Source organism: Mesobacillus sp. QJM3NY_10 (assembly GCF_056173465.1).
The window spans coordinates 3,059,908-3,085,480 of the sequence record NZ_CM149675.1 but is presented as its reverse complement, the minus strand read 5'-3'; the positions used below and the strand labels follow the sequence as shown (position 1 = coordinate 3,085,480).

The following is a 25,573-nucleotide window of genomic DNA, read 5'->3' as shown; positions in this document are numbered from 1 at the left end:
TGTTTTTTATCGTTGTTATTGAGTTCTGGAAGGGAGATTAATCGTCATCCCCATCACCATTGTTGTTCCCATTATTATTTCCGTCGCCGTTACCGTCACCATTACCATTACCATTCCCTTGGCCATCTTCATTTCCTTCTTCATTTCCTTCTTGATTTTCATCTTCTTCATTTTCATTCTCGCCATCTTCTGGTTCTGGCAGGAGTGGTTCTGGAACTTCGACTTTAAGGGTGGCTGGATCAGAACGCTGTTCACCACGTATCGCTGTGACTTTGAATGAATAAATTCCGCCTGGAACTGCATTGGCGATTTTCAAGCCTGTCTCTCCGGTAGTGGTCAGTGGTTGCTCAGAACCCTCATCAAGGGATGCGGTAACCTCGAATTGGATATCCTCTTTGTTCTCCTGATTGAATTCCCAGCTCAGGATGATTTCATTTTTCGATTCATCGTATTTTGCTTCAAGGTTTGAAGGAGTTTCAAGCTTTTCAAACTTCTTGGAAGTTTCCTTAGGAACATTGCCCTTTACAGCCCACTCGTAAAGGATTTCATCCTTTGGAGTATACTCACTTGCAAGCTTTGCAGGCATCGTACCTTTTTCGATTTTAACTCTTTCAACACTCTTTGGAACAGTAAAGTCAGGTGTATCTACGTCTTTAGATACATAGGTCATCAGATTCTTGAACAGAGTCTGTGATATTTTTTGTTCATTACCGTACAGTGCCGTCTTTCTGTCGCTATAACCAGTCCAGACGGATGCTGTATATCTTGTTGTATAGCCTACAAACCAGGAATCAGGGACACCGCCATTTTTAATACCCCATTTTTTGATGTCTTCTGGCGTATAGTTCGTTGTTCCAGTTTTTCCGGCAACATGAAGGTTGGAAATATTCGCGTAAGTTGCTCCTGTACCTTGCTTGATCGCCGTCTTGAGCATATCGGAAATCATGAAGGCAGTGTAATCTTTCATGACTACTTCAGTCTCAGGTGTTAGATCAATTTCTGTCTTGTCACGGAGTACAACCTTTTTGACTGAGTATGGCTCCGTAAAGAAACCATTGTTACCAAAGGCTGCATATGCACCAGCCATTTCAATTGGAGCAATTTCTTTAGCACCAATCGAAGCTGATTCATAAAAAGGATCATTCAGTGTTAAACCAAGCTTGACCCCGAATTCCCTTGCCTTTTCTTTACCTACTGCCTGGAAGGCCTGCAGGGCAGGGATGTTGATTGATTTAGCCAGGGCTGATCTCATTGTCATGATGCCATTGTATTTGTCATTCCAGTTACCAATCGGTTCGCCGTTTGAATAGGTCATAGGCTTATCTTCAAGCATATGGTAGGTACCCCAACGCAAATGCTCGATCGCAGGTCCATAGTCAAGGATTGGCTTGATGGTTGATCCTGGCTGTCTTGTTACATCAATGGCGTAATTGAGGCCTCGCTTTACCTGCTGCTTCCTGCCGCCGCCAATTGCGCGTATTTCCCCGGTTTTCGTATCAAGCAGCGTAATGCCAGCCTGCATTTCATCATTAGGGAATTGCACTGCAGCATCTGTATTAAGGATGGTCTCTACATGTTTTTGTGCATTTTGATCTAGTGTTGTATAAATTTCAAGTCCATCGGAAAAAATATCAAAATCGGTTTTTTCTGTTACTTCCTCGATTACCATATCAACAAAGGCATCGAATGGTTCTTCATTCTTATTCTTTCTGTTTTCTTCCTTAACAAGGCTGGATTCAACAGGGATCTTTTGTGCATTTTCTTTCTCTTCCTGTGAAATGATTCCGTGCTGATGCATCAGATATAATACAGTGTTCCTTCGCTTCTCCGCTTTTTCAGGGTTCGTAAAAGGATTGTAATTATTAGGACTCTGAGGCATTCCTGCAAGCAGTGCGGCTTCATGAAGCTCAAGCTCACTTAAGTCATCTTTACCAAAGTATGTCTTTGATGCAGTCAGGACACCGTGCATATTCTCTGACATATAAATTTTATTTACATACATTTCAAAGATTTGCTGCTTTGTATACTTTTGTTCAAGCTGGTAAGCTAGCCATGCTTCTTGTGCCTTTCTAGAAACCGTTTTTTCAAAGCCAAGGAAGTAGTTTTTGACAACTTGCTGCGTAATGGTGGAAGCACCTTCGGATCCAAAGCCGTCAGTTATGTTTGCTATAACGGCTCCTCCAAGACGGATTACGTCGATACCATTATGTTTATAGAATCTTACATCCTCTGTCGCTAAAAAGGCGTTTTCAACTAGTTTTGGTATATCCTCATAAGCTACATAATCCCGGTTCTGCGAGCCTACTTCTGTTACAAGCTCTTTATCTTTATCATAGATCTTAGAAGATATAGGGTCTTTGAGCAAGGACTCATCAAGTTTTGGTGTATCCTGTATCATGAATGCGAAGGTAGCGATTCCGGTCAACATGCCGATGATGCCAAGAGCAATCAGCGTGAGGAAAATTTTCTTGAACATTCCTTTATTCGCTTTCTTGCCTTTTGTCTTCTTAGTCTTGGCTGCCTGTTGTCTTCGGCGCTCCTCTCTAGTTTGAGGTTTTTGTGCCATTTATAGTTCATTCCTTTCTCGCAATAAAAAAACTAACTAAGTTTATAAAGATAATCGATAACTTTTATATAGTCAATCCTTGGGTGAAGGCCAAGGGGTATCTGATGGCCGAATTCGATGACTTCTTCCTTTGTGATTGACTTCCTGCCGCCATTCTTCATTCTTTCCCAGAAAGTCAGCAAATGGCTCGCTTCCAGCATGTAGATCTCTTCTTCCGAAGAGAAACGGAGGATGACAAAACATATACCTCCTTGCTCAAGTACAGCTTTCATATGGACAATCTGATGTTCATGGAAGTTTTTCAATGGGAACGATGTTGAAAACTTAGTCTCTTTAGCTTCAAAATCAATGTACCTTCCCTTGTAAACTCCATTATAGTCTGTAGTAGAAGCTTGTTTAAAGTATGCCTCTTTTATAACAGCTGCACTCCTGCGCGGATAATCCACATTAACGATTTGAACGGGTGTCGGTTTTTTATGGATGACCGCTATGCCCCGGTCAACATAGTAGGAGTTTGTTTCATTCAAGTCCTCCTCCAATGTCATTCCTCTATTACTATAGGCTGCATTTTTTTGCACCCTGGCTTTTTTTGCCGGCTCTTTATTTGTATTTGGCGTATATTTCTTACCATTTGGATAATTGAATATCAAGCTGACCACCTCGCAGACTACTCTATATCATACCAAATATCAACGGTTTTTGGTTGAATAAAAAGCCTCATTTCAATTCACCCTATAAAGAACCTATAGAAAAGGAAGAGAAAAGGTGTGTCAATAACCCAAAATCCTCAATTTCATCTGCTGTCTGACCATGAAGCCGAGATCATACAAAAAATAAGGCTGGAAACTAATGAACTAAATTTGGACAACATATCAAGAACTAGAGCGTATCTTGATTTTTATCTGGATTATCCCGAAATGATTTGGGCGTTCCTGGCCAGCATGGTTTCAAGGAATGGCGGCTATAATATGTGCGACCTTGAGGGAGATTGGTTCCCCAAAATGCTGGATCTCCCTATACGCCAGCGGTTGTTCCTCACATATGAAAGAGCCAATTGGCTGATATTCCGCGATGCCTTTTCGCAGCTCCTTTTATACTCTTATTCGACGAAAAAAAGCACACCAATGTTTCACTTGCTGAAATTCCTTGATGTATCAACGTTTATGGAAAAAGAATGGCAGGTATTTTGGGAGCAGGGAGATAAAAAAAGGCTGATGACAGCTTTGATCATCAATGAACAAAATGTGATCCATAATCCTGTTATAAAGCATCCGGTATATAAAAAGAGAGTATTTAACACAATGATGTTTTCCTTCGAAGATTATCTGCATTTCAGTACGGTCCTGTTTCCAACGTGTGAGGGAGAACTCTACGGGGCGAGTGTAAATGGATTTAAATCCGTCAGCAAAAGAATAAACCTTGGAAAGCGACTTGCGTCAATATTATTTGACCACAGGTATTATCCGTTATTTCTGGAATTCGCAGTCCAAACAGAACATACTGCTTCAAGACATGATTATGAACAGTACTTTCCTTTCGATAAAAAAAGAGATACGCCATTCCTTCGCTGTACCTATCCAATCATTCAGCATCATTTCCATCAACAAGGTGACTGGTATAAGGAGAGAAATTTTCACAAAAAGTGGTTTAGCCAGGAACTCAACCATAAGCATCCTGTTCACTTGACGGAATGGTACAAAAAAAAGCAAAAACAATTACATGCCATGATATCGGTGAAGGAATTATTCACTTCAAATTGATCCAAACAAAAAAGCAAGGGATCTCCTTGCTTTTTGTTTAATCCAGCTCCTGCGCAAAGCCCCTCGAGTCGCTTGTCTTCGTCTTGCTGCGGCTGATTGAGGCTCTTCCGCTTTATGGTTCACTCTGCCGGACGGTTTGGTCCTTCCAGCTTTTTGTCGCCATACCCTGTTTTCTTCTCAGCGGTTTTATTAGGCTGCTGCGCGGTTTTCTGTTGTTTTTTATTCATGTGAACACCTCCCGAGATTAGTTTGTTCATTTGCTGTTTTTTCATTCGGCAATTGAATGTCGAAGGCTGTAAAGATTGATGCTGAAAAGCACTTTGTTTGGCGAATTCCTTCTAGTTTTGTCAAAGGTGAAGGAGGTTTCAGCAAGAAGTAGAATTTACAATTTAAGTTCCTATATTTCCTTATAGAGGATTCGTTGTCGTTCAGCAGGGTGCATACTGCCAGACCTTAAAATAACTATAGTTGGGAGAGATTGACCGATGAGACCAGGAATTGAAAAAGAAGAGATTTTAGGGATGTTGACTGATATGGCCCATAGCCTTGAAGAGACGGATATCAACCTGCATGAATCTTTAATGGAAGTCCGGGAAACGATGTGCCTGACACATTCATCACAGTTAAGAGAAACAGGCATTTTTTTAGATAGAATGGAAGGCAAGCTGCCTAAGTTGATAAAATCTGAATTACAAGCAAAATCTGAGCAATCCTCTCTAAAACTTGAATTGAGTTTTTAATTTATATTAGAATGGATTCATCTTTAAAGTAGCTTTCTTAACACGAAGGCTACTTTTTTGTATAAGGTCATTAAGAAAGAGCATAACCATGAACAAAAAATAAATAGATATAAAGAAAGTGTGATTAAAGTGGAAATAGAAAATAACATTCTTACATTATCCAAAAAACTGCTGGTTGATGTGGAAACGGCTCATAAACGATTTCAACTTTCAAAGGAAGAGGGAGTAAGGGGTGATTTTCATTCAGAAGTTAAGCCATTCGCTGATGAGGTGAAATTGGCAGCAGATGCGTGGAGAGAATCAGCAGGCCAATGGATTATGGAAAATAGACCAAAGAATCTTCATGCTAATCAAATTGAAACAGCGGCGGACTATTTGGAAGTCATCTCTGTCCAGGCTTTTTTTCCTGAAACAAGCAAAAAAAGATTCCTTGATCAAATTCAGTCAGTTGAATTCATATTGAACAGCATGATCATTGCCGTCGAGAAAACAAGGAAGTGAAAGTAAAGAAGCGCCAGAGAACTGGTGCTTCAATCTTTTTATATGGATATTTCTTTCTGATCCTCGGGAATGAAAGCTCCTTGCAATTCCAGCTCACGAACCAGATTCCGGTATTCTATAATGGTAATTTCATTCTGAATGTACGATTTTTTAGTAAAATCGAGCAATTCATTTACATGTTCCGGAGTGTATTCTTTTGTCTCAGCAAATAGATTTTTTAGTTCGTGAACGTTCATTTTTCATCCTCCTCCATCATTTGAAATAATCGTATCATGAAATTGGAATGGTCTTCTATTTTTCAAAAATTGAAACTTCCGACAACATATTTCATCGTTAGACAAAAACGGAAGTACCTTCCAGCCTTATCACCAACTGGGCGGCAATAACATATAATATCGTAATGAAAACTTGGAGGAGGATGTTCGCCATGTTTGGCCGCAGGAATAAGACCAATACCAATCATCCACAATGGTGGGAATATCAATATAATCACGATCCGAATTTTTTATATGGGAATAACCAAGGTTTGAACCGGCAGCAACCGCTCCCTCAACAGTATAACAATCCATATTGGAATGCGATGCCAGGAAATTGGCAAAACCAATATACGCAGCAGGAGAACCCGGTGAATCCATATATGCAGCAGGGCAACCCTATGAATCCAAATATGCAACAAGGGAATCCTTATTGGAATCAGCCTAACCCGATGGCTGGAAGCAAGAATGACTATTCTAAGATGCTTTTCCAAAACCCGCTTGAGCCTGAGGGTGACCCTATCTATGGGTACTATAACCCACAAGCAGATTATCAGAACTTCAACCCATATCCACAATATGCTTTCATGCCTAAGCAGCCCTCTGGCCTGCAGTCCATCATGAACTCTTTCAAAAGCCAGGATGGCAATTTGGATGTCAATAAAATGGTAGATACTGCAGGACAGATGATGAATGCCGTGACCCAGGTATCTTCGCTCGTCAAAGGTTTCGGTGGAATATTTAAGGTCTAATTAAATAGAATCCAAAAGGAAACAAAACAAGCAGGCAATTTAATCGGCCTGCTTGTTTATTTTGTTCATTTTTATGGGATCGCAACATCAATCTTGATCACTTAAAATATCAATCTTCTTGCCTTGCTTTTTTGCGATTTTGACTTCAAGCAGGCCGTTTCGATAGGAAGCACGGGTCTTTCTTTCATTGACCGGAACCGAAAAGGGAATCGTTCTGCTTAATTGCCGAGCCGAAGCCATGTGCCTCTCTGTCTTTGCGACATCATTGATTTCCGAAGTAGCGTCAGTCTGATTGACCAGTATTGTCAGGGAATTATTAATAATATTTATGGAAATCTGTTCTCTTTTAACTCCGGGCAATTCTGCTGTCACAATATATTCCTTTTCTGTTTCATGCACCCCAACATTGAAGTGTGAATGTGGAAAGGGCTGTCTGAAAAAATCATCAATGCTTTGCAGTATGCCTTTTACTGGCTTTTCCTGCATCAGCTGGTTCATGGATTTAAACCATTGTTCAAGGGCTTCTTGTCTTTTTGGGCGGTCAGGATGGTTGGTTGCCATCGATGCACATCCTCCTCTGAAGAAATTCTTATAATAGGTTATGTTGAGAAGAATGTCCCTGTTCAAGATTGAGCTGCTTTTACCTTGATGACACTTCATTACTTCGCCTTACCTTTTTGAACACTTTGTGAAAAATGCCTTTAGTGTGATTTAGGTCACATATCCGGAATTTCATCCTCGGTATGCTGAAACAGTAAATAACGCAGAAGAGGGGAATACACAGATGTTTTGTTACCAATGTGAACAAACGCCAACAGGAGGATGTACAGTTGTTGGTGTATGCGGAAAAGATGAAACAATCGCAAGCCTACAGGACACAATGATTTTTGCTTTAAAGGGGATCGCAGCATATAGAACCCATGCCAACCAGCTTGGTTTCACAGATTCATTTGTTGATGCAACAACCCACGAAGCATTGTATATGACATTAACCAACTCTAACTTTAATGTACAAGAACATATCGATATGGCAATGAAGGTTGGAAAATCAGCGGTTCGCGTGATGGAGCTTCTGGATGAAGCGCATACGAGCCGACTTGGTATCCCTCAGCCGGTAAAAGTCAGCCAGAATAAGATTGAAGGAAAATGTATCGTCGTAACAGGACATAATCTGTTCGCGCTTGAAGAGCTGCTTAAACAAACAGAAGGAAAAGGCATCAACATCTACACTCACTCCGAGATGCTACCTGCCCATGGCTATCCGGCATTGAAGAAGTACCCGCACCTTAAGGGGAACATCGGGAAAGCATGGTTCGACCAGCGCCGCCTGTTTGAAAAGTTCCCAGGGGCAATCCTGGCTACGACAAACTGTGTAATGCCAATCAAAGGTTCATATGCAGACCGTATGTTCACTTATGAGGTTACAGGCCTAGAGAATGTAAGAAAAATAGAAAATGATGATTTCACTCTGCTTATTGAAAAAGCTTTGGAGCTTCCTGAAGCAAATATGGAATCTGAAGAGACATTAGTGACAGGCTTCCACCATGAAACAGTGATCGGGCTTGCGCCTGAAGTTATTGATGCGGTAAAGTCTGGTAAAATCAAGCGCTTCTTCGTCATTGCTGGCTGCGACGCACCTGGTAAAGGCGGAGAATACTACCGGGAGCTTGCAACATCGCTTCCTCCAGAAGCTGTTATCCTGACAACTTCATGCGGAAAATTCCGTTTCAATGATGTGGATTATGGTGTGGTTCCTGGAACGAACATCCCTAGATATTTGGATCTTGGACAGTGTAATAACTCTGTATCCACTGTAAAAATCGCGAAGGCATTAGCTGATGCGTTTGAATGTGATGTGAATGAGCTGCCTGTAAGTATCGTTCTTTCTTGGTTCGAGCAAAAGGCTGTAGCGATCCTGCTTGGATTGTTCAGTCTTGGAATCCAGGATATCCGCATTGGGCCTAAGCCGCCAGAATTCATTTCTGACGGAGTGATGGAAGTTCTTCAGGAAACCTTCAACCTGAAGTTGATCACAACTGCACAGGAAGATTTGGAAACAATGATGGGATTAAGTAAAACTGAATAAAAATATGAACGCCCGAAGCAGATAGCTTCGGGCGTTTTATTGTTTGCTTTCGAATTGATTATAAAAACTTCTATTGGGGGATTTACCTATGACTTGAGATTGTTCGAGTTAACTACAAAGTCTATGAAAATTAAACAAGCTCATCCATCAATACGTCCAGGTCTAATATCATGTTCCCATTTGAATCAGTGGTAATCAGTTGGTCCTTTTTCATTTTGGTCAGCGTTCTGCTAACCGTTTCCCTGGTCGTCCCAATCATATTGGCCAGGTCTTTGTTTGTAAAATCAGCCTTTAACAAAATCGTGCCATCTTCCTGTTTTTCTCCATGAAGTTCACCTAGCCTGATCAAAAGCTTTATAATCTGTTCGTATGTGTTGTTCAGGATTTGTGCTTCAAGCCTTTCTTGGAGGTCAACGATTTTTTCTCCAAGTACCTTGAACACTTTGATGCTTAAGTGAGGGTTATCAACCAAAACTTTCTCAAATTGCGAAATCGGTACGACAACAAGACTTGCCTGCTCCAATACTTCGGAATAACCTGGATATCCGCCTTTTCTGAAAAACCCTACGTGCGGGAACATTTCTCCTTTTTTAAGAATAGCCACTATTTGCTCCCGGCCATTGGCATCACTTTTATAGACCTTCACTTTTCCTTCATTAATAAAATACACATTTTCAAGCGGGTCGCCCTGCATGAAAATATGGCTGTTTTTCTTCCATTCTCGTGAAATTGATATATCTACAATCTTTTCAAGTTCATGGTCATCAAGGTCCCTGAACAGTGAAAACCTGGCTAGGACACTTTTAATTTCATTTTTATCCAAAAGAAACACCTCAATTAGCTGTCTGTCCACTCTATTTTAGCAAAAGGTTGTATTAAATGACATAACTGATTGTTTCGAGGGTGGTTGAATTGCGGATATTAAAAGATGTATGCCAAAAAATAGCAATTTGATTTATTGAACTTTTATCTTTTGCAACGAACGTTTATTCGCTAAAATAAGAATAACGAGGTGAACGCTATGAAAGTCCGGAAAAGCATGCAAGAGATTTTGCAAGAATTAAAGGTTAGTGAATCGGTAAAGAGAAATATTGTCCACTGGCATACGATTGATGAGAAAGAAGCACAGTCTGAAGAAATGCCAGAAGAATTAAGCGAGATTCTGAAAAGAGCATTAGAAAGACGCGGAATTTCCCGCCTATATACACATCAAAAGTCTTCTTATGATCAAATCATGAAGGGGCAGAGCATTGTGGCTGTCACACCGACTGCATCGGGAAAGACACTGTGCTATAACCTGCCAGTACTTCAATCTATCATAAATGATCCGAATGCTAGAGCGCTGTATATGTTCCCTACAAAAGCACTGGCCCAGGACCAAAAGAGTGAGATCAACGAGCTGATCCAGGAGGCGGAGCTGTCTATCAATAGCTATACATATGACGGGGACACTCCTTCCAATATCCGTCAGAAGGTCAGGAGGGCAGGGCATATCGTTATTACAAATCCGGACATGCTCCATTCTGCGATCCTGCCGCACCATACAAAGTGGGTTTCCCTGTTTGAGAATCTGAAGTATGTCGTCATCGACGAATTACATATTTACAGGGGAGTCTTCGGCAGCCATGTGGCAAATGTAATCAGAAGACTGAAGAGAATCTGCAATTATTACGGCAGCGATCCTGTTTTCATCTGTACTTCAGCGACGATTGCGAACCCTTTGGAACTGGCTGAGGGACTGACTGAAAAGGATATGGTGCTGATCGATAATAATGGAGCTCCTTCAGGCAGGAAGCACTTTTTATTTTATAATCCTCCAGTTGTTAATATTCCGCTTAATGTCCGCAGGAGTGCAACACTTGAAACCAGGAGGCTCGCAGGTGAATTTTTGAAAAATAGGATCCAGACCATCGTGTTTGCAAGAAGCAGAGTCCGGGTCGAAATACTGCTGACTTATCTTCAGGAGTTGGTCAAACACAAGCTTGGCCCAAAAGCAATCAGGGGGTACCGGGGCGGTTACCTTCCGACAGAAAGGCGCGAAATCGAAAAGGGCCTCCGTTCAGGTGACATATATGGGGTAGTAAGCACGAATGCTCTTGAACTAGGTGTCGATATCGGCCAGCTTCAGGTATGCATCATGAACGGTTACCCGGGAACGATTGCAAGTGCCTGGCAGCAGGCAGGACGGGCAGGACGCCGCCACGGGGAGTCGGTTGTCATCATGGTGGCCAGCTCCAGTCCGCTGGATCAGTACGTTATCCAGAATCCTGATTACTTTTTCAACCGCAGTCCGGAAACGGCAAGGATCAATCCCGATAATTTGATTATTCTAATCGACCATATCAAGTGTGCTTCCTATGAATTGCCATTCAAAAAGGGCGACACTTTTGGTGCTGCAGAAATTGAGGAGATACTTGAATATTTGACTGAGGAGCGTATTCTTCACCAAAACGGAGACAAATGGTTCTGGATGAATGATGCATTCCCGGCTCACAATATCAGTCTGCGTTCAGCATCACAGGAAAATGTAGTGATCATCGACCAGTCAGATGTAGCTAATGTCAGAGTGATTGGCGAAATGGATACTTTTTCAGCCATGACGCTGCTGCATGAAGAAGCGATTTATCTGCATCAAGGGATTCAATTCCAGGTGGAAAAGCTAGATTGGGAGGAAAAGAAGGCGTTTGTCCGTGAAGTCGATGTTGATTATTTTACCGATGCCAATCTCGCCGTTCAGCTCAGTGTGCTGGAGGAAGACAAGCACAGAGGCAATGAAGAAACAGAAATCGGCTACGGAGATGTCAGCGTAAGGGCAATGGCAACGATTTTCAAGAAGATCAGGTTTGAAACCCATGAGAATATCGGTTCTGGACCGATTTATCTTCCGGAAGAGGAGCTTCACACAAGCTCAGCATGGATATCACTGAACAAAGAGTTATCCGAATTTGGTCATGACCGTCTTGAGGAAGGATTGATCGGTACTTCTCAGGCACTAAAGCATATTGCGCCATTATTCGTGATGTGCGACCCATCTGACGTCCATGTAGTCCCTCAGGTCAAGGCGGCCCATAACGAAAAGCCAACCATTTTCTTTTATGATCGCTATCCTGGGGGGATAGGATTAAGCGAAAAAATTTACTCAGGAATAGAAGAAATTCTGAACCAAACAAAACAAATGGTCAAGAATTGCCAGTGTTCCGATGGGTGCCCGTCTTGCATCGGAACGGATACTACATCCATCCATTCTAAAAATGACGTTGTGAAATTACTGGATTTATTCCTTAAAGCTGCTGTTTAGGAAAGGAGGGGGAATATGAGTCTCAAGAATAAACTGAACAGGTTGAAACCCCATATAAAAAGCGGGATCGATAAGCCAAAGGCCGAACCGGTCAAAGCTGAAAAAACTCCAGAAATCCCGTTTCTTGACGTCTGGGAGCAGGAACAGGTTTCCCCCTTCTATTTTGATGGACAATATTGTCTAGTCAGGGAAGTAAGTTATCCGCTTGATCACCAGCATGGGCATTACCGATTCGGCGATTTGCTCGAGGCTGTTTCGCTCTGGAACAAGGAGGGAACTAAGCATCCGCTCTCTGCAGCCGGGCACACCCCTTTGGACCTGGTGTTTTTTGATACCGAAACAACCGGTCTTGGGGGAGGGGCTGGCAACACCATCTTCCTGCTTGGTCATGCGTCCATATCAGGGGATACAGTGAAGTTGAAACAGCATATCCTGCCGAATCCGGGAGCAGAAGTGGCTCTTTACCAGAGCTTTTTGATGAATGCCGATTACACGACATTGGTTACATACAATGGCAAGGCATTCGATTGGCCACAAGTCAAAACGAGGCACACCCTTGTCCGTGACCATGTGCCAAAGCTGCCTTCATTTGGTCATTTTGATTTGTATCATGCAGCGAGAAGATTATGGAAGCATAAGATCGAGCGGATGAAATTGAGCATAGTGGAACAGGAGATATTGGGTCTTGAAAGGAAGGATGACATTCCAGGCTTTTTGGCACCAATGATTTATTTTGACTTCCTGGAGAGGAAGAACCCAGAAGGATTGCTGGGTGTCATTAAGCATAATGAAACGGATATCCTGTCATTATTGACTCTCTATACACATTTAACCTTCCAGATTCTCGGAAGGGACAAGACCCAAACACCACGGGAAACTTACGAGGTGGGACGCTGGTTTTCCTACCTAGGTGAGTCAGATAAAGCGAAGCAAGCATTCACTGGTCTTCTGGACGGTGGAAATGAAGAAGAGGTTTCAGCTAAGCATGCACTTGCTTTTGAGCATAAAAAAAATAAAGAATGGGATAAGGCAGTCGCTCTATGGGAAGAAAGTGCAGCCAAAGGGACAAAAATGCAGCGTAAAGAAGCATGTATCGAGCTGGCCAAGCATTTCGAACATCGTGAAAAAAAGCTTGAATTGGCTCTAGAGTATTGCCGTCTTGCTCAGGAGCTTCATCAGGAGGAAAAGGGTACAACAAAAAAAGACATGATTTTTATCCAGGAGCTCGAAAAAAGGATACAGAGGATTTCCCGAAAAGAATTTCCCGGGCAAGCGCAAAATTCGCCAAAATAAACTGGTTTTATACTAGGATTCGTCAAGTAACCTTGAATTGTAACAAAATTTTAACATTTATCCTTTCAAAACCTGTAATATCCTGTTGTATGTATGGTTTAGACGTTGTAAAATGTAAAATTGTATGGTGTTAAAAAAACAATATAATTTTACGGGGCGGGTTTGATGTATAAAGCGGTTTTAGTTCTCTATTTTGTTGTGATCACCCTCATTGCTGTTATTTTCAGCGGGTTGAAGGACAACTTTTACACATTCCTCTAAGAATTTCATTAGATGATTTTATAGAAATCACTAGGTGATTTATACAAATCACTAGGTGCTTGCACTGCAATTTTCTTGAAAAAATAGGTGTTTTCATTAGTACAAGACGCATCACTTCTTCATAGGCTGATAATGTAAACAATAAGTCTAAATGAAAGGAGTTATGCACTATGCACTGCAAACCGACACATGTATTGCCAACAGTAGTTCATCCTACAAAGTGCTGTACAAACCATAACTTTACAAATAATGTGGTTCCGCATGTTCATCCAACACACACTACAAACGTAAACCACATCAATTACGATCATGTCCATTATTTCCCGCAGACACAGTCCACAGTTAATCAGGTGACACACCAGAATCATTATGGTGGACCTGGTCCGGTACCAGGCGGAGTGGCTCCAGTTGGACCTAGACCGCGCCCGGGATTTGGCGGTCCAGGATTTGGTGGACCAGGATTTGGCGGTCCAGGATTTGGTCGATAAAATGTCTTCAACAAGGGCTCTTGCAGCCCTTGTTTTTTTGAAAATTTCAGGTGTAATATTTATTGCTTAAAGGGAATACCTTCAATATGGAGTTCTGATTAATAAAGGCTCTTTTCTAAAACTTTGGTGCTATTGACTACAAAATAGGATTGAATTACCTATATTTCTTTTCAAAAAAATAAAACTTATTATGAAAAAAGAGCTTGCACACTTAATACCGAACTACAAAATGGCTTTTTATCACGTTAAAATCGGCTTTAGGATTTTAACAACAATCCTTACGAAAACAGCCTTAATAAAAGTTTCAAAGGAGATTATATGGTAAAAGTAGCTGCGATATCTGGGTATAAACCTTTTGAACTTGGCGTATTCCAGCATGATCATCCGTCAGCAGAATACATAAAAATAGCGATAAAAAAAAGCTTGCTTCCTTTAATTGAGGAAGGTCTGGAATGGGTGATGATAAGCGGACAGCTAGGTGTCGAATTATGGGCTGGTGAGGCGGTTTTCGAGCTCCAGGAAGAATATCCTGAATTAAAACTTTCTGTATTCACTCCTTTCCTGAATCAGGAGGAAACTTGGAAAGAAGCCAATAAGGAGTGGTATGAATCAGTGATGGCTGGAGCTGACCATGTTGATTCCATCACTAAAAAACCTTACGAAAAACCGTGGCAATTCAGGCTGAAGAATCAATTTTTTTTAGAGAAAAGCGACCTGTTGGTCTTGCTTTATGATCCTGAAAAAGAAGGCAGTCCAAAATTTATATATGAAACAGCAAAAAAATATCAAGAAGCAAACGAATATGAAATAAGATTAATTACATTGTACGATTTACAAATGGTGGTTGAAGAGGAACAATTGAAGCAGCAGGGTTTTTAACCATGAATATTGCTTGCAGAACCACATAAACAAGTTTAATAAAAGAAAAATTGACAAATCGCCTTGTTTTTGAAAAAATAAATGTGACGATTGGTGTATATTGAGGTGAATGGAATGCTATCCGATAAAATACAGTTAACTGCTAAAGATATTTTAGAAAAAGAGTTCAAAACAGCTATGCGTGGTTACAAGCCAGAAGATGTTGATAAGTTTCTTGATACGATCATCAAGGACTATGAATTTATGCAGCAGGAGATTGAAGAGCTTCAACAGGACAATCTGCGCCTTAAAAAGCAGCTTGATGAAGCTTCGCGCCGACCAAGCACACAGGCAGCTGGTACAACAAACTTCGATATCCTTAAGAGGCTTTCGAATCTAGAAAAGCATGTCTTCGGGGATAAACTTTACGATTAATCCAGTATCTGCTAATTTTTGAAATGTATTACCATTGCTTTTCAAACCTATATTTCATATAATGTTTCTTGTAGCTGTTAATAACGTTCGGGTAATCGCTGCAGTTCTGCTGCAGAGGAAAGTCCATGCTCGCACAGGCTGAGATGCTTGTAGTGTTCGTGCCTGGCCAATTCATAAGCCAGGGCAGTCGGGCTCACGCGCGGCTGACGGCCGGGAAAATGCCTAAGTCGGCAACGATATGGCATGAATACCTATAAAAGTGCCACAGTGACGGAGCCTTCCGAGAAATCGGAAGGGTGGAACGAGGTAAACCCCACGAGCGAGAAACCCAAACGATGGTAGGGGCACCTTCCTGGAGGAACTGAACAAAGGGAAGGACAGATGAGTTCTCATCTGTAGATAGATGATTACCACCGGAGTACGAGACCTTTGGTCGTTTGCAGTACAAAGGTACAAAACATGGCTTACAGAACGTTATTAATGGATTTGTATGAGTGTTTACTAAAGCTCTCCTTTTGCCAGGAGAGCTTTTTTTATGTATATTAAGTGTTATTGGGCAACTTAATAATGAAATACATAAGATATTGGATATAAAGGGTGAAACGATGAAGAATTTTGATATAATCGCGACCTCTGCGATGGGGCTTGAAGCAATCGTCGCAAAGGAAGTCCGTGACCTTGGGTATGAATGCCAAGTAGAAAATGGGAAGATCACTTATAAAGGTGATGCCAGGACAATAGCCAGAAGCAATATGTGGCTACGTACGGCAGACAGAATCAAAATCAAGATTGGCGAATTCAAAGCCTATACATTTGACGAATTATTTGAAAAAACCAAGGCCCTCCCATGGGAAGAATTTTTACCGGAAAATGCCGAATTTCCTGTTTCGGGTAAGTCAGTAAAATCCAAGCTTTTCAGTGTATCTGACTGCCAGGCAATCGTTAAGAAAGCTATTGTTGAACGAATGAGAAAGTCTTATAAAAAGACTACATGGTTTGAAGAGAACGGGCCATTGTTCAAAATAGAGGTTGCCTTGCTAAAGGATGTCGTGACTTTGACAATCGACACCAGCGGAAGTGGCCTGCATAAGCGCGGATATAGATCTGGCCAGGGGGAGGCTCCTTTGAAGGAGACACTTGCAGCTGCCCTGATCCAGCTGACAAATTGGCATCCAGACAAACCATTCGTTGATCCGTTTTGCGGGTCAGGAACAATTCCAATCGAAGCAGCGTTAATCGGTCAAAATATTGCGCCGGGTTTTAACAGAGAATTTGTTTCAGAAGCCTGGGCCATTTTTCCTGATTCCATTTGGGACGAGGTAAGAATGGAAGCAGAGGACCTTGCAAATTATGACCAGCCGTTGGATATCAGCGGCATGGATATCGACCATCGCATGGTGAAGATTGCCGAAGAGAACGCTTTTGAAGCAGGGCTTGGCGATTTGATTTCATTCAAACAAATGCGTGTGCAGGACTTTACGACAAAAAAAGAGTATGGCGTCATGGTTGGCAACCCTCCATACGGTGAGCGATTGGGTGAAAAGAAGGCTGTTGAAGAAATGTACAGCCAGATGGGCAAAGCCTTTGCTCCACTTGACACATGGTCCATCTATATCCTGACATCCAATGAGGACTTTGAACAAGTATACGGAAAACCGGCAACTAAGAAACGCAAGCTATTCAATGGGTTCATCCGGACCGATTACTATCAGTACTGGGGCAAACGCCCTCCAAGAGTTGAGAAATAAAGACAAAGCCTCCTGCTGAACAGGAGGCTTTTGTTTGTAGGCACATGTTGGAAAAACAATGACCAATTATTTTCCTGGAATAAATAAGGATGCAGGGGAATAAAATACATTTATACTTGCATTTTTTATGAAATGGAGGGATGGCAATGAATTATTCTTTTATTGACTTTCAACGGATCTCAAAAGCTCTTTCAACTAGTACAGAGGCTTTGCGTAATGAATTCCAGGCTGATGAACTCCAACTGGCAGAATTGCAGGAAGCGGAAAACAACTTTCGTCAGGCATTGTCATTTGGCCTTTCAAACGCTAAATAAACATGCAAAGAAACGCTTGGATTACAAGCGTTTCTTTTTTTGCCCTTGTTTATGAATACTTCATATATTACTCTAATAAGTTCTGATGCATTTGGACGTCTAAATTAAAATCCCTGTAGCAGTCTTTTTCCATCCTCCGTCATGCGGTCTGGAGTCCAGGCTGGCTCCCAAGTCAATTGTACGTCTGCATGGTCAATGTCTTCCATGCCTTGTACGCAATACTTAATGCCGCTGGCGATGCTGTCATGAAGAGGGCAGCCTGGAGTCGTGAGTGTCATTAAAATTCTTGCTGTTCGAGGTTCTGGAACGTCGATTTCATAAATCAAGCCCAGGTCCACAACATTAATATTCAATTCTGGATCTATCACAGTTTTTAAATTTTCTCTGATTTTTTCCTTTAATTCAGTCATTTCTAACTCCTCCTTATATAGTTACCACTTTGGCGATAATATAGCTGAATAGGATAGCCCCGATAACAATCAAACCCTGGCCGATGTAAAAGACAGGCATAAGCTTGACAATGAATGACAGTAAAAGAAGCATCGTACCTGCAGAGAACATGATGAAAAGCGGCAGTGCCAGCTTCTCATCCATCATGTCTTTTAACGCAGGAACCTTCTTTTTACCGATTTCCTTGCTGTATTTATGAGTCCACCACAGGAAAGGTACGATCTTATATAGATAACCAATGATACTGAATGCAATCCAGGCGACTAAATATAATAAAATAATCGGCACTGCCATTTTTGAAAGAAGATTTGTGGCACTTCCTGTAAAAGCGGCAAAGTGGATTAAAGCCCCGCAGCCAATCGCAAATAAGGCGAACATGAATGGACGGTCAAGCTTCTTCTTCACTCGCTTATCAATGATCATTTTGACATGCCAGGTGAAAATCATGAACCCGGCAAATAGCATGAGAGTTCCCAACACTTCAAACAGATGGCTGCCCGTTAAGAAGGAAGAGATCAAAATGATCATTCCAACAACATAAACACCGAATACATATGGTGCAGGTTTCATCGAGTAGCCATGTGAAAGTGAGAACATCGGAACCATCTTATAAGAAAAGCCAAAGATCAAGAATGAGAACCAGCCAACTGTACCCAGCAGGATGTGGGTCTTAAAAATAGCTTGATAATATTCCGAAGCAAATCCTGTCTTCATACTCAGGACCAGGGTGATCCCGAGTGTAATTGTAGCCAGGAGAGAAAAAAGTGCAGTACCGACGAACAAAGTTAGGATATTTGGTTTTGCCTGGCTCTTAAGAGTCATGAACATCTGAAAAATGAACATCAAAATTCCGATCAATGTCAGGATTCCTGGAATCAAGGCATCCTGTGGGCGAAGATACAGTGCCGAAGCGAAAGATACGATACCGGCAGTCGTTACCGCCAATTGCCAAAAGCCGAATTTCTCGTTCCAAATCGGTGTCAGGAATGCGACAGGCACCAGCTGGTACATCGCCCCCATAGCGACCATCAGGGCCCAGCCGAGTACGAAAAGATGTGCAGCAGACCAGATTGCCGGCAATCGGAACACGCCGGAAACAAGTAGGTCACCGTTCAGCAGGATCAGCAGCTGTGAAAGTATTAACGCCAGCATGCTGAAGCCGATGAATGAAAAAGGAAGCTTTATATTTGTTTCGTTACCACTGCTTTGCTGAAACACTTCAATCACCCCGCTTTTCGGGAAATAGTCACGCGATAGCTGCCATCTTCTTGCTGTTCGGTCAAATATATAAACCCAAGTTCATCCAGCTGCTCGAACAGAAACATCGGACGGCGGTCATTGATAATGATAAGCGTCTGACCTGCCTCAAGCTCTTCAAGCTTTGCCAGCGTCCTCATCATCGGCTGTGGCGGTTCTAGACCTCTATTGTCTAGTATCATCCTATTTCCCTCCCTTTTTGGTAAAAGTGATTTTATAATGTTTTGCCTCGATTTTTTCGACTTCGTGTTCAAATCCCTTTGCTTTTAAAACACCATACAAGGGGACGGGCTTGAAAGGAGCATGGAGGACCAGTCTGTCATTCAATTCCAAATCTCCAATGGCTTCCATGATTTTTTGGAAAGGCTCCAGCTTATTATTGATATCCTCACGCACATCCAATTCAATCGTTCTGTGTTCCATATCGTTCAGCTCCTCGATACTATAGTTGGTATGATTAAATGATAATCATTTTCATTCATTTCTTCCGTGATACGCATCACTTAACAGCAGGAAATTAATTTTTCTGCAAGAAACTGTGGCTTCCTGCTAAAACAATTCCTGATGCAATTTTTCATGGTCTATTAAATAGAAGCCGTCAGGATCCAAGCTTAAGTAATCTTTCTTTTTTAAATGGTTGATGGTTCTGCTGACGGTCTCTCTGGAGGTACCGATCATGTTGGCGAATTCTTTATTGGTAAAATGGGTAGTCAATTTAAACCCATGTTCTCTTTTTTCTCCATTAGTCTTGCATAGGCGGAGCAACAGCATAATGATCTGTTCGTACGTATTATGAAGAATCTGCTCCTCAAGCCTGGCCTGCAGATCGACAATTTTCTCGCCAAGGACACGGAATAACTTAATAGAAAGTTCGGGGTAGGCAACCAGGATTTCTTCAAATTTTGAGATAGGTACGATGATCATTTGTGTGTCTTCCATTATTTCCGCGTGTGCTGGATATTGGCCTTTCCTGAAGAAGCCGGCGTGAGGGAACATTTCACCAGTCTCAAGGACGGAAACGATTTGTTCCCTGCCTGATGAATCTGTTTTATAAATCTTCACCTTACCTGAATAGATGAAGAAAACCCGGTCAAGCGGATCTCCCTGCATGAAGGCATACATTTTATTTTTAAAGAATCTTGGCTGGGCGATTTCAACAATCGGATCCAGCTCCTCTGGTGATAATTCTTTGAAAATAGGAACCTCTTTTAATTGCTGCCTGATTTGGGATATATGCATATCAATCTGCTCCTCAATATTATGGATTAAGTATCTACTATGAAGTTTATCAACCTATCAGGGAGCATAAAGTGACCTGAATCATATTTTGACGTTTTTATGAAAATAATTATCATCACTGTGTGAAAAATCACACCCGACAAATGAGGAACTTCACAAACTCAACATCTGTTTCCCTTTATGCTTAGGTTGTAAATCAAACAGGGAAGGGGATGTATGGTCGATGGAAATCCAGCAAGGGACATCCACGAAGGCAGTGGTCAAGAAAAATAGAAACTCACTGTTGAAATCCGTACTCATCATTACATTATTACTTAGCTTTACAGTACTCCTGACAGGAGGTTACTGGATCTTTAAAGATATGGCTCCGAGGCCGCTTGAAGTCACAAGCGAAAAGGGAGAGGTCATCTTAACAAAAGAGAGTATCATGGGAGGGCAGGCTGTCTTCCAGAAATATGGTTTGATGGATTATGGAACTGTATTAGGGCATGGATCCTATATGGGGCCTGATTATACGGCAGAGGCACTGAAGATTTATACTGATGGAATGCATGACTTCAGCGCACAAGAAAAATATAGTAAAGGTTTCAAAGAGTTATCGGGTGATGAACAAACAATCATCCGGGACAATGTCATGAAGGAAATGCGTGAAAACCGTTATGTGCCGGATACAGATAAGCTGGTGCTGACGGATGCGCAAATATATGGACATGAAAAGGTAAGGGAATTCTATCATACTATTTTTACTGAAGGTGACCAGTGGGGTCTAAAACCAGGGTTAATCCAGGAAAAGCATATGCCGGACGGTGAACGCGCCTGGGTTTCGAAGGGCGACCAGATTGAACAAATCGCTGATTTCTTTTTCTGGACAGCTTGGCTATCAAGTACAGAAAGGCCAGACGATGATATCACCTATACAAATAACTGGCCATATTATGAGGACGCAGGAAACACAATGTCATTCTCGGCAATCTGGTGGAGCGGGGCGAGTGTGACCATATTGATCTTGTTCGTAGGCTTGATCCTGTTTGTCTTCTATCGCTATCACCTGGGAATGCAAGAGGCTTATACAAATGGTAACTTCCCTAAAATTGATTTGAGGAAGCTGCCGCTTACTTCTTCACAAATAAAGACAGGTAAATATTTTGCAATTGTATCTGTGCTGTTCTTTGTCCAGGCAATGTTCGGAGCGCTGCTGGCGCACTATTATATCGAGCCTGATAGTTTCTTTGGAATGAAATGGGTCCATGATATCCTGCCATTCAACATTACAAAAGGCTTCCACCTGCAGCTCGCTATCTTCTGGATTGCGACAGCGTGGCTTGGGATGGGTATCTTCATCGCTCCGCTGGTTGGCGGACATGAACCAAAGCGCCAGGGATTACTGGTTGACATTCTTTTCTGGGCATTAGTTGTCCTTGTAGCAGGCAGCATGATTGGCCAATGGCTTGGTGCTAACGGTTACTTAGGAAACAATTGGTTCCTGCTAGGCCACCAGGGCTGGGAATACCTTGAACTAGGACGCTTATGGCAGTTCATTCTTGCGACCGGAATGCTGATCTGGCTGTTCATCGTATTCCGTGGCATCAAGAGTGGTTTGAAGAGGGAATCTGATAAAGGCGGCTTGATTCACCTATTGTTCTACTCAGCAATCGCTGTTCCAGCATTTTACTTCTTTGCTTTCATGATCAATCCAGGTACACACTATACCTTTGCTGACTACTGGCGCTGGTGGATCATCCATCTCTGGGTTGAAGGGATTTTCGAAGTTTTCGCAGTAGTTGTCATTGGTTTCTTGATGGTCCAAATGAAGCTTGTCACGAAAAAATCAACAATAAAGGCATTATACTTCCAGTTGATCCTGCTGATGGGAGCAGGCGTCATCGGTATCGGGCACCACTATTATTACAATGGTTCTTCCGAAGTCTGGATTGCGCTCGGTTCTGTATTCTCTGCTCTTGAAGTCATCCCATTGACATTGCTGATTCTGGAAGCATATGAGCAGTACAAAATGATGAGAGATGGGGGAGTTGATTTCCCTTATAAAGGAACTTTCTGGTTCTTGATTTCTGTAGCAATCTGGAACCTGGTTGGTGCAGGGGTACTCGGCTTCCTGATCAACCTGCCTGCAGTGAGTTTCCTTGAGCACGGTCAGTTCCTGACACCGGCCCATGGCCACGCGGCTATGATGGGTGTGTACGGTATGTTCGCAGGGGCAGTATTGGTCTACTCATTGCGCAATATTGTAAAGCCTGAAAAATGGAGCGACAGGTGGGTTAAATTCATTGTCATCATGCTGAACGTAGGCTTGGCAGGCATGGTATTCCTGTCCTTGCTGCCAGTGGGATACCTACAGTTAAAAGAAGCATACTTCAATGGCTATGCAGCATCACGTTCATCTCAGTTCTTACAGCAGGAAACGGTTGAAATGCTGCTGACACTGAGAGCAATCCCTGATACAATTTTCTTGATTGGTGTTGCAGCGCTGGCAATATTTAGCGTAAAAGCACTCTTCAATCTCCGTAAAGTGACACATAAAGAAGGAGAACAGCTGCCAGTAAAAGATTTGGCTGTTGATGAAGAGTAATAGGAAAACCGCAAAGCGTCATCGCTTTGCGGTTTTTATTATGCTTTGTCTTCATCTTCTTTTTCACACTCAAAACAAAGTACTTTCCCATCTTTATGTACACCATTCAAAAAACCATCCATGCAAAAAATCTCTTTTCCACAACGATCGCAGCTGCCTACTAACTCTTTCAAAAAAACCCCTCCCTCATTTTAGAGTTCTCTTTAATCAGGTAAGTTCCTCTTTTTTTCCTGATGAATACTTAAATCTAACTAATCCTCTTGAATGAAAGAAGTCATAGTCAAACTGTGACCGCGCTCACTACAAATGGATAATGGTAGTTCTATAATCAAAATGTAAAGAAAAACAGAAATTAAAGGAGAGAGGGAAATGACTTTTAACGTAATTATCAATGTACCTGACTATGCACCACGGGAAAAACACCCTACAATATTCCAAAACTTTGATTCTCTGAAAAAGGGAGAATTTATGCAAATCGTCAATGATCATGACCCTAGACCGCTTCAATACCAATTCATGATGGAGCGTCCAGAAGCATTTTCATGGGAGTACCTTGAAGAAGGTCCAGAAACATGGCGTGTGGCAATCGGAAAAACGAAGTAACCAATAAAAAAACATCCTCTGATTCTAAAACAACAGGTTCGCCTGTTGTTTTTATTTTTGTTTAGGCTGTTTTCGTAAAGATTGTTGTTAAAATCCTAAAGCCGATTTTAACGTAGTACAAGGCCATTTTGCAGTTCGGAATAAAGTTTGCATGCTCTTTTCTCACAAAAGAGTCAACTTTACCAAGAAAAATGCTCATAAAATCCTATTTTGTAGTCAAATAGCAACAAAGTTTGAGAAAAGAGCCTTTGTTTAAAATATTTCTTAGTTGTTAAGTTGTGAATAGTGCAAGAAGACTTATTAATCCAGCTCCAGCGCATAGCCCCTCGAGTCGCTTCAATCCGCTCAGGTGAAGTCAAAGAGCGACTTCACCGGTCGGCACACCAGCACATGTCGGGGCTGACCAAGGCGCTTTCGCTTTTTGATATTCGCAAACCTAAATTTCAGAAAAGTATGATAAGATAAACAGGAAAGAGAAAAATGAGGTGAAAATGATGAGTGATGTAAAGCAGACAGAAAAGAAATTTTTGGATTATGTCAAAAAAATGGCTGCCTATGGTGAGGCGCTATCATTAATTTATTGGGATTTAAGGACAGGAGCTCCGAAAAAAGGAGCAGAGCAGCGTTCAGAAGTGATCGGGGTACTTTCTTCCGAGCTGTTTAACATGTCAACTTCAGAAGAAATGGCATCATACATAGCACGACTTTCAAATGAACAAAGTTTATCTGAAATTACCCATAAGACACTGGACGAGTGCAGGAAGGATTATGACCGTAATAAGAAAATCCCTGTAGATGAATATCGAGAATATGTGATTCTTCAATCAAAGGCAGAAACAGTTTGGGAAGCAGCGAAGGCTGAGTCCGACTTTGAAATGTTCAGACCTTATCTTGAAAAACTAGTTAATACGACAAAGAAATTCATTGGTTATTGGGGATATGAAGGAAATAAGTACAATACTCTGTTAGATATGTATGAGCCCGGTGTTACTGTCGAGGTTCTCGATCAGGTATTTGGCGACCTTCGTGAAAAAATTGTCCCACTCGTTCAGCAAATTTCCAGCTCAACAACTAAACCTGAAACAGGATTCTTGTTCAAGAACTTTCCTAAAGACAAGCAGCGTGGATTCAGCCTCGAAATCCTGAAACAAATGGGTTATGACTTTGATGCTGGACGTCTTGATGAAACGGTCCATCCGTTTGCGATGGGGCTTAACCCTGGAGATGTAAGGGTTACGACAAAATATGATGAATCAGATTTCCGGACAGCTGTTTTCGGTACAATTCATGAAGGCGGACACGCTCTTTATGAACAAAACATTTCTGAAGAGCTAGTCGGCACTCCTTTGAGTTCTGGCACATCCATGGGAATCCATGAATCACAGTCGCTCTTCTATGAGAACTTTGTTGGGCGCAATTACTCTTTCTGGAAGCACAACTACAGCTTGCTGCAGGAGTATTCAGATGGTCAGTTTTCCGGAGTGGAAGTAGAGGATTTCTATCGTGCAGTCAATGAGTCCAAACCAAGCTTGATCCGGATTGAGGCTGATGAGCTAACGTATCCATTGCATGTAATGGTGCGATATGAAATTGAAAAAGGCTTGTTCAACGATGAAATAGAAGTTAAGGATCTTCCACGGATCTGGAATGATAAATACGAGCAGTATCTCGGAATCAGGCCTGAAAATGATGCAGAGGGAGTCCTGCAGGATGTCCATTGGGCAGGAGGCAGCTTTGGCTATTTCCCTTCTTATGCATTAGGCTACATGTATGCCGCTCAGTTCAAGAATGCCATGCTGAAAGATTTACCGAATTATGAGGAATTACTAGAACAAGGAAATCTTCAGCCTGTTAAAGAATGGATGACGGAGAACGTCCATAAACATGGAAAAATGAAAAAGCCCCTTGAAATTTTGACAGATGTAACAGGTGAGGGACTCAACGCCCAATACCTGGTAGATTACCTATACGAAAAATACAATAAGGTATATCAATTAGTCTAAGAAAAATCTTTTTAACTATTTAGAGCCTTAGTAAAATAAGATGGCAGTATTTCTGCCATCTTTTCTGTGTGGTGAAACCT

26 protein-coding genes and 1 other RNA gene are annotated in these 25,573 nt (G+C 41.8%); 16 read left to right on the top strand and 11 right to left on the bottom strand.

Annotated features, from left to right (window positions below):
* Positions 1-37 precede the first annotated feature (37 nt).
* Positions 38-2,566, bottom strand: coding sequence for a PBP1A family penicillin-binding protein (locus AC0VX7_RS15540; protein WP_475424959.1), 2,529 nt, complete (start codon positions 2,564-2,566; stop codon positions 38-40).
* Positions 2,567-2,598: 32 nt separating this feature from the next.
* Positions 2,599-3,216, bottom strand: coding sequence for a Holliday junction resolvase RecU (recU, locus tag AC0VX7_RS15535; protein WP_475424958.1), 618 nt, complete (start codon positions 3,214-3,216; stop codon positions 2,599-2,601).
* Between the two features lie 123 nt (positions 3,217-3,339).
* Here recU and AC0VX7_RS15530 point away from each other — a divergent pair, with 123 nt between their 5' ends.
* The 3 genes from AC0VX7_RS15530 (at position 3,340) to AC0VX7_RS15520 (ending at position 5,567) form a co-directional block, all read left to right on the top strand.
* A complete protein-coding gene (locus AC0VX7_RS15530) occupies positions 3,340-4,326 on the top strand; it encodes a DUF2515 domain-containing protein (RefSeq protein WP_475428171.1) in 987 nt (328 codons plus the stop codon).
* Between the two features lie 485 nt (positions 4,327-4,811).
* The gene (locus AC0VX7_RS15525; protein WP_215028675.1) at positions 4,812-5,066 is read left to right on the top strand and encodes a hypothetical protein; all 255 of its coding nucleotides are present in this window, start codon (positions 4,812-4,814) and stop codon (positions 5,064-5,066) included.
* A 57-nt stretch (positions 5,067-5,123) separates the two neighbouring features.
* Positions 5,124-5,567, top strand: a complete 444-nt coding sequence (locus AC0VX7_RS15520) for a YppE family protein (RefSeq protein ID WP_475424957.1) — start codon at positions 5,124-5,126, stop codon at positions 5,565-5,567.
* Between the two features lie 38 nt (positions 5,568-5,605).
* Here AC0VX7_RS15520 and AC0VX7_RS15515 read toward each other — a convergent pair whose 3' ends face one another.
* The gene (locus tag AC0VX7_RS15515) at positions 5,606-5,803 is read right to left on the bottom strand and encodes a YppF family protein (RefSeq protein ID WP_102263371.1); all 198 of its coding nucleotides are present in this window, start codon (positions 5,801-5,803) and stop codon (positions 5,606-5,608) included.
* Positions 5,804-5,994: 191 nt separating this feature from the next.
* Between AC0VX7_RS15515 and AC0VX7_RS15510 the strand changes: the two genes are divergently transcribed.
* The gene (locus AC0VX7_RS15510) at positions 5,995-6,573 is read left to right on the top strand and encodes a YppG family protein (protein WP_475424956.1); all 579 of its coding nucleotides are present in this window, start codon (positions 5,995-5,997) and stop codon (positions 6,571-6,573) included.
* Between the two features lie 87 nt (positions 6,574-6,660).
* Here AC0VX7_RS15510 and AC0VX7_RS15505 read toward each other — a convergent pair whose 3' ends face one another.
* Positions 6,661-7,134, bottom strand: a complete 474-nt coding sequence (locus AC0VX7_RS15505; protein WP_475424955.1) for an Hsp20/alpha crystallin family protein — start codon at positions 7,132-7,134, stop codon at positions 6,661-6,663.
* 223 nt (positions 7,135-7,357) lie between these two features.
* On the opposite strand from AC0VX7_RS15505, the gene hcp reads away from it, so the two are divergent.
* A complete protein-coding gene (gene hcp / locus AC0VX7_RS15500; RefSeq protein WP_475424954.1) occupies positions 7,358-8,659 on the top strand; it encodes a hydroxylamine reductase in 1,302 nt (433 codons plus the stop codon).
* 130 nt (positions 8,660-8,789) lie between these two features.
* On the opposite strand, the gene AC0VX7_RS15495 is transcribed toward hcp, so the two are convergent.
* Complete coding sequence (locus AC0VX7_RS15495) at positions 8,790-9,482, bottom strand: Crp/Fnr family transcriptional regulator (protein WP_475424953.1); 693 nt, start codon at positions 9,480-9,482, stop codon at positions 8,790-8,792.
* Positions 9,483-9,680: 198 nt separating this feature from the next.
* Here AC0VX7_RS15495 and AC0VX7_RS15490 point away from each other — a divergent pair, with 198 nt between their 5' ends.
* From AC0VX7_RS15490 to AC0VX7_RS15455, 8 genes are all read left to right on the top strand, one after another.
* Complete coding sequence (locus AC0VX7_RS15490; protein ID WP_215037171.1) at positions 9,681-11,957, top strand: DEAD/DEAH box helicase; 2,277 nt, start codon at positions 9,681-9,683, stop codon at positions 11,955-11,957.
* 15 nt (positions 11,958-11,972) lie between these two features.
* Positions 11,973-13,250, top strand: coding sequence for a ribonuclease H-like domain-containing protein (locus AC0VX7_RS15485; RefSeq protein WP_475424952.1), 1,278 nt, complete (start codon positions 11,973-11,975; stop codon positions 13,248-13,250).
* A gap of 431 nt (positions 13,251-13,681) precedes the next feature.
* Entirely contained in the window at positions 13,682-13,999 is a 318-nt protein-coding gene (locus AC0VX7_RS15480) for a CotD family spore coat protein (protein WP_084135366.1), read from the top strand.
* 318 nt (positions 14,000-14,317) lie between these two features.
* Complete coding sequence (locus AC0VX7_RS15475; protein WP_475424951.1) at positions 14,318-14,878, top strand: SLOG family protein; 561 nt, start codon at positions 14,318-14,320, stop codon at positions 14,876-14,878.
* A gap of 114 nt (positions 14,879-14,992) precedes the next feature.
* Positions 14,993-15,292: a cell division regulator GpsB gene (gene gpsB, locus AC0VX7_RS15470; protein WP_215037175.1), complete on the top strand. Its 300-nt coding sequence runs from the start codon at positions 14,993-14,995 to the stop codon at positions 15,290-15,292.
* An 83-nt stretch (positions 15,293-15,375) separates the two neighbouring features.
* Positions 15,376-15,764, top strand: an RNA gene (gene rnpB / locus AC0VX7_RS15465) — RNase P RNA component class B.
* Between the two features lie 133 nt (positions 15,765-15,897).
* The gene (locus AC0VX7_RS15460; protein WP_475424950.1) at positions 15,898-17,040 is read left to right on the top strand and encodes a THUMP domain-containing class I SAM-dependent RNA methyltransferase; all 1,143 of its coding nucleotides are present in this window, start codon (positions 15,898-15,900) and stop codon (positions 17,038-17,040) included.
* A 146-nt stretch (positions 17,041-17,186) separates the two neighbouring features.
* Positions 17,187-17,354 (top strand): hypothetical protein, encoded by a 168-nt coding sequence (locus AC0VX7_RS15455; RefSeq protein ID WP_158651564.1) that lies wholly within the window; start codon positions 17,187-17,189, stop codon positions 17,352-17,354.
* Positions 17,355-17,458: 104 nt separating this feature from the next.
* Here the strand turns inward: AC0VX7_RS15455 and AC0VX7_RS15450 are convergent, their stop codons facing one another.
* The 5 genes from AC0VX7_RS15450 to AC0VX7_RS15430 form a co-directional block, all read right to left on the bottom strand.
* Complete coding sequence (locus AC0VX7_RS15450; RefSeq protein ID WP_215037177.1) at positions 17,459-17,764, bottom strand: metal-sulfur cluster assembly factor; 306 nt, start codon at positions 17,762-17,764, stop codon at positions 17,459-17,461.
* Between the two features lie 13 nt (positions 17,765-17,777).
* Positions 17,778-19,022 carry a hypothetical protein gene (locus tag AC0VX7_RS15445; protein WP_475424949.1) on the bottom strand — a complete coding sequence of 415 codons (1,245 nt, stop codon included), beginning with the start codon at positions 19,020-19,022 and terminating at the stop codon, positions 17,778-17,780.
* A gap of 5 nt (positions 19,023-19,027) precedes the next feature.
* On the bottom strand, positions 19,028-19,243 hold the full coding sequence (locus AC0VX7_RS15440) for a DUF2249 domain-containing protein (protein WP_215037179.1): 216 nt from the start codon (positions 19,241-19,243) through the stop codon (positions 19,028-19,030).
* A gap of 1 nt (position 19,244) precedes the next feature.
* Positions 19,245-19,484: a DUF2249 domain-containing protein gene (locus AC0VX7_RS15435; protein ID WP_102263359.1), complete on the bottom strand. Its 240-nt coding sequence runs from the start codon at positions 19,482-19,484 to the stop codon at positions 19,245-19,247.
* 126 nt (positions 19,485-19,610) lie between these two features.
* Positions 19,611-20,300 carry a Crp/Fnr family transcriptional regulator gene (locus AC0VX7_RS15430; RefSeq protein WP_215037180.1) on the bottom strand — a complete coding sequence of 230 codons (690 nt, stop codon included), beginning with the start codon at positions 20,298-20,300 and terminating at the stop codon, positions 19,611-19,613.
* Positions 20,301-20,523: 223 nt separating this feature from the next.
* On the opposite strand from AC0VX7_RS15430, the gene AC0VX7_RS15425 reads away from it, so the two are divergent.
* Positions 20,524-22,887 carry a nitric-oxide reductase large subunit gene (locus AC0VX7_RS15425; protein ID WP_475424948.1) on the top strand — a complete coding sequence of 788 codons (2,364 nt, stop codon included), beginning with the start codon at positions 20,524-20,526 and terminating at the stop codon, positions 22,885-22,887.
* A 38-nt stretch (positions 22,888-22,925) separates the two neighbouring features.
* On the opposite strand, the gene AC0VX7_RS15420 is transcribed toward AC0VX7_RS15425, so the two are convergent.
* On the bottom strand, positions 22,926-23,060 hold the full coding sequence (locus AC0VX7_RS15420; RefSeq protein ID WP_286181314.1) for a hypothetical protein: 135 nt from the start codon (positions 23,058-23,060) through the stop codon (positions 22,926-22,928).
* Positions 23,061-23,256: 196 nt separating this feature from the next.
* Between AC0VX7_RS15420 and AC0VX7_RS15415 the strand changes: the two genes are divergently transcribed.
* Both AC0VX7_RS15415 and AC0VX7_RS15410 read left to right on the top strand, forming a co-directional pair.
* Positions 23,257-23,490, top strand: a complete 234-nt coding sequence (locus tag AC0VX7_RS15415; protein ID WP_023627605.1) for a DUF2249 domain-containing protein — start codon at positions 23,257-23,259, stop codon at positions 23,488-23,490.
* A 491-nt stretch (positions 23,491-23,981) separates the two neighbouring features.
* Positions 23,982-25,493, top strand: a complete 1,512-nt coding sequence (locus tag AC0VX7_RS15410) for a carboxypeptidase M32 (RefSeq protein ID WP_475424947.1) — start codon at positions 23,982-23,984, stop codon at positions 25,491-25,493.
* Positions 25,494-25,573: the final 80 nt, after the last annotated feature.

Bases quoted from the DNA above. Each gene is read 5' to 3' on its own strand.
- AC0VX7_RS15540 (WP_475424959.1), bottom strand. From the start codon at position 2,566: ATGGCACAAAAACCTCAAACTAGAGAGGAGCGCCGAAGACAACAGGCA.
- AC0VX7_RS15525 (WP_215028675.1), top strand. From the start codon at position 4,812: ATGAGACCAGGAATTGAAAAAGAAGAGATTTTAGGGATGTTGACTGAT.
- AC0VX7_RS15515 (WP_102263371.1), bottom strand. From the start codon at position 5,803: ATGAACGTTCACGAACTAAAAAATCTATTTGCTGAGACAAAAGAATAC.
- AC0VX7_RS15510 (WP_475424956.1), top strand. From the start codon at position 5,995: ATGTTTGGCCGCAGGAATAAGACCAATACCAATCATCCACAATGGTGG.
- AC0VX7_RS15505 (WP_475424955.1), bottom strand. From the start codon at position 7,134: ATGGCAACCAACCATCCTGACCGCCCAAAAAGACAAGAAGCCCTTGAA.
- hcp (WP_475424954.1), top strand. From the start codon at position 7,358: ATGTTTTGTTACCAATGTGAACAAACGCCAACAGGAGGATGTACAGTT.
- AC0VX7_RS15490 (WP_215037171.1), top strand. From the start codon at position 9,681: ATGAAAGTCCGGAAAAGCATGCAAGAGATTTTGCAAGAATTAAAGGTT.
- AC0VX7_RS15485 (WP_475424952.1), top strand. From the start codon at position 11,973: ATGAGTCTCAAGAATAAACTGAACAGGTTGAAACCCCATATAAAAAGC.
- AC0VX7_RS15480 (WP_084135366.1), top strand. From the start codon at position 13,682: ATGCACTGCAAACCGACACATGTATTGCCAACAGTAGTTCATCCTACA.
- AC0VX7_RS15475 (WP_475424951.1), top strand. From the start codon at position 14,318: ATGGTAAAAGTAGCTGCGATATCTGGGTATAAACCTTTTGAACTTGGC.
- gpsB (WP_215037175.1), top strand. From the start codon at position 14,993: ATGCTATCCGATAAAATACAGTTAACTGCTAAAGATATTTTAGAAAAA.
- AC0VX7_RS15460 (WP_475424950.1), top strand. From the start codon at position 15,898: ATGAAGAATTTTGATATAATCGCGACCTCTGCGATGGGGCTTGAAGCA.
- AC0VX7_RS15455 (WP_158651564.1), top strand. From the start codon at position 17,187: ATGAATTATTCTTTTATTGACTTTCAACGGATCTCAAAAGCTCTTTCA.
- AC0VX7_RS15450 (WP_215037177.1), bottom strand. From the start codon at position 17,764: ATGACTGAATTAAAGGAAAAAATCAGAGAAAATTTAAAAACTGTGATA.
- AC0VX7_RS15440 (WP_215037179.1), bottom strand. From the start codon at position 19,243: ATGATACTAGACAATAGAGGTCTAGAACCGCCACAGCCGATGATGAGG.
- AC0VX7_RS15435 (WP_102263359.1), bottom strand. From the start codon at position 19,484: ATGGAACACAGAACGATTGAATTGGATGTGCGTGAGGATATCAATAAT.
- AC0VX7_RS15430 (WP_215037180.1), bottom strand. From the start codon at position 20,300: ATGCATATATCCCAAATCAGGCAGCAATTAAAAGAGGTTCCTATTTTC.
- AC0VX7_RS15425 (WP_475424948.1), top strand. From the start codon at position 20,524: ATGGAAATCCAGCAAGGGACATCCACGAAGGCAGTGGTCAAGAAAAAT.
- AC0VX7_RS15415 (WP_023627605.1), top strand. From the start codon at position 23,257: ATGACTTTTAACGTAATTATCAATGTACCTGACTATGCACCACGGGAA.
- AC0VX7_RS15410 (WP_475424947.1), top strand. From the start codon at position 23,982: ATGATGAGTGATGTAAAGCAGACAGAAAAGAAATTTTTGGATTATGTC.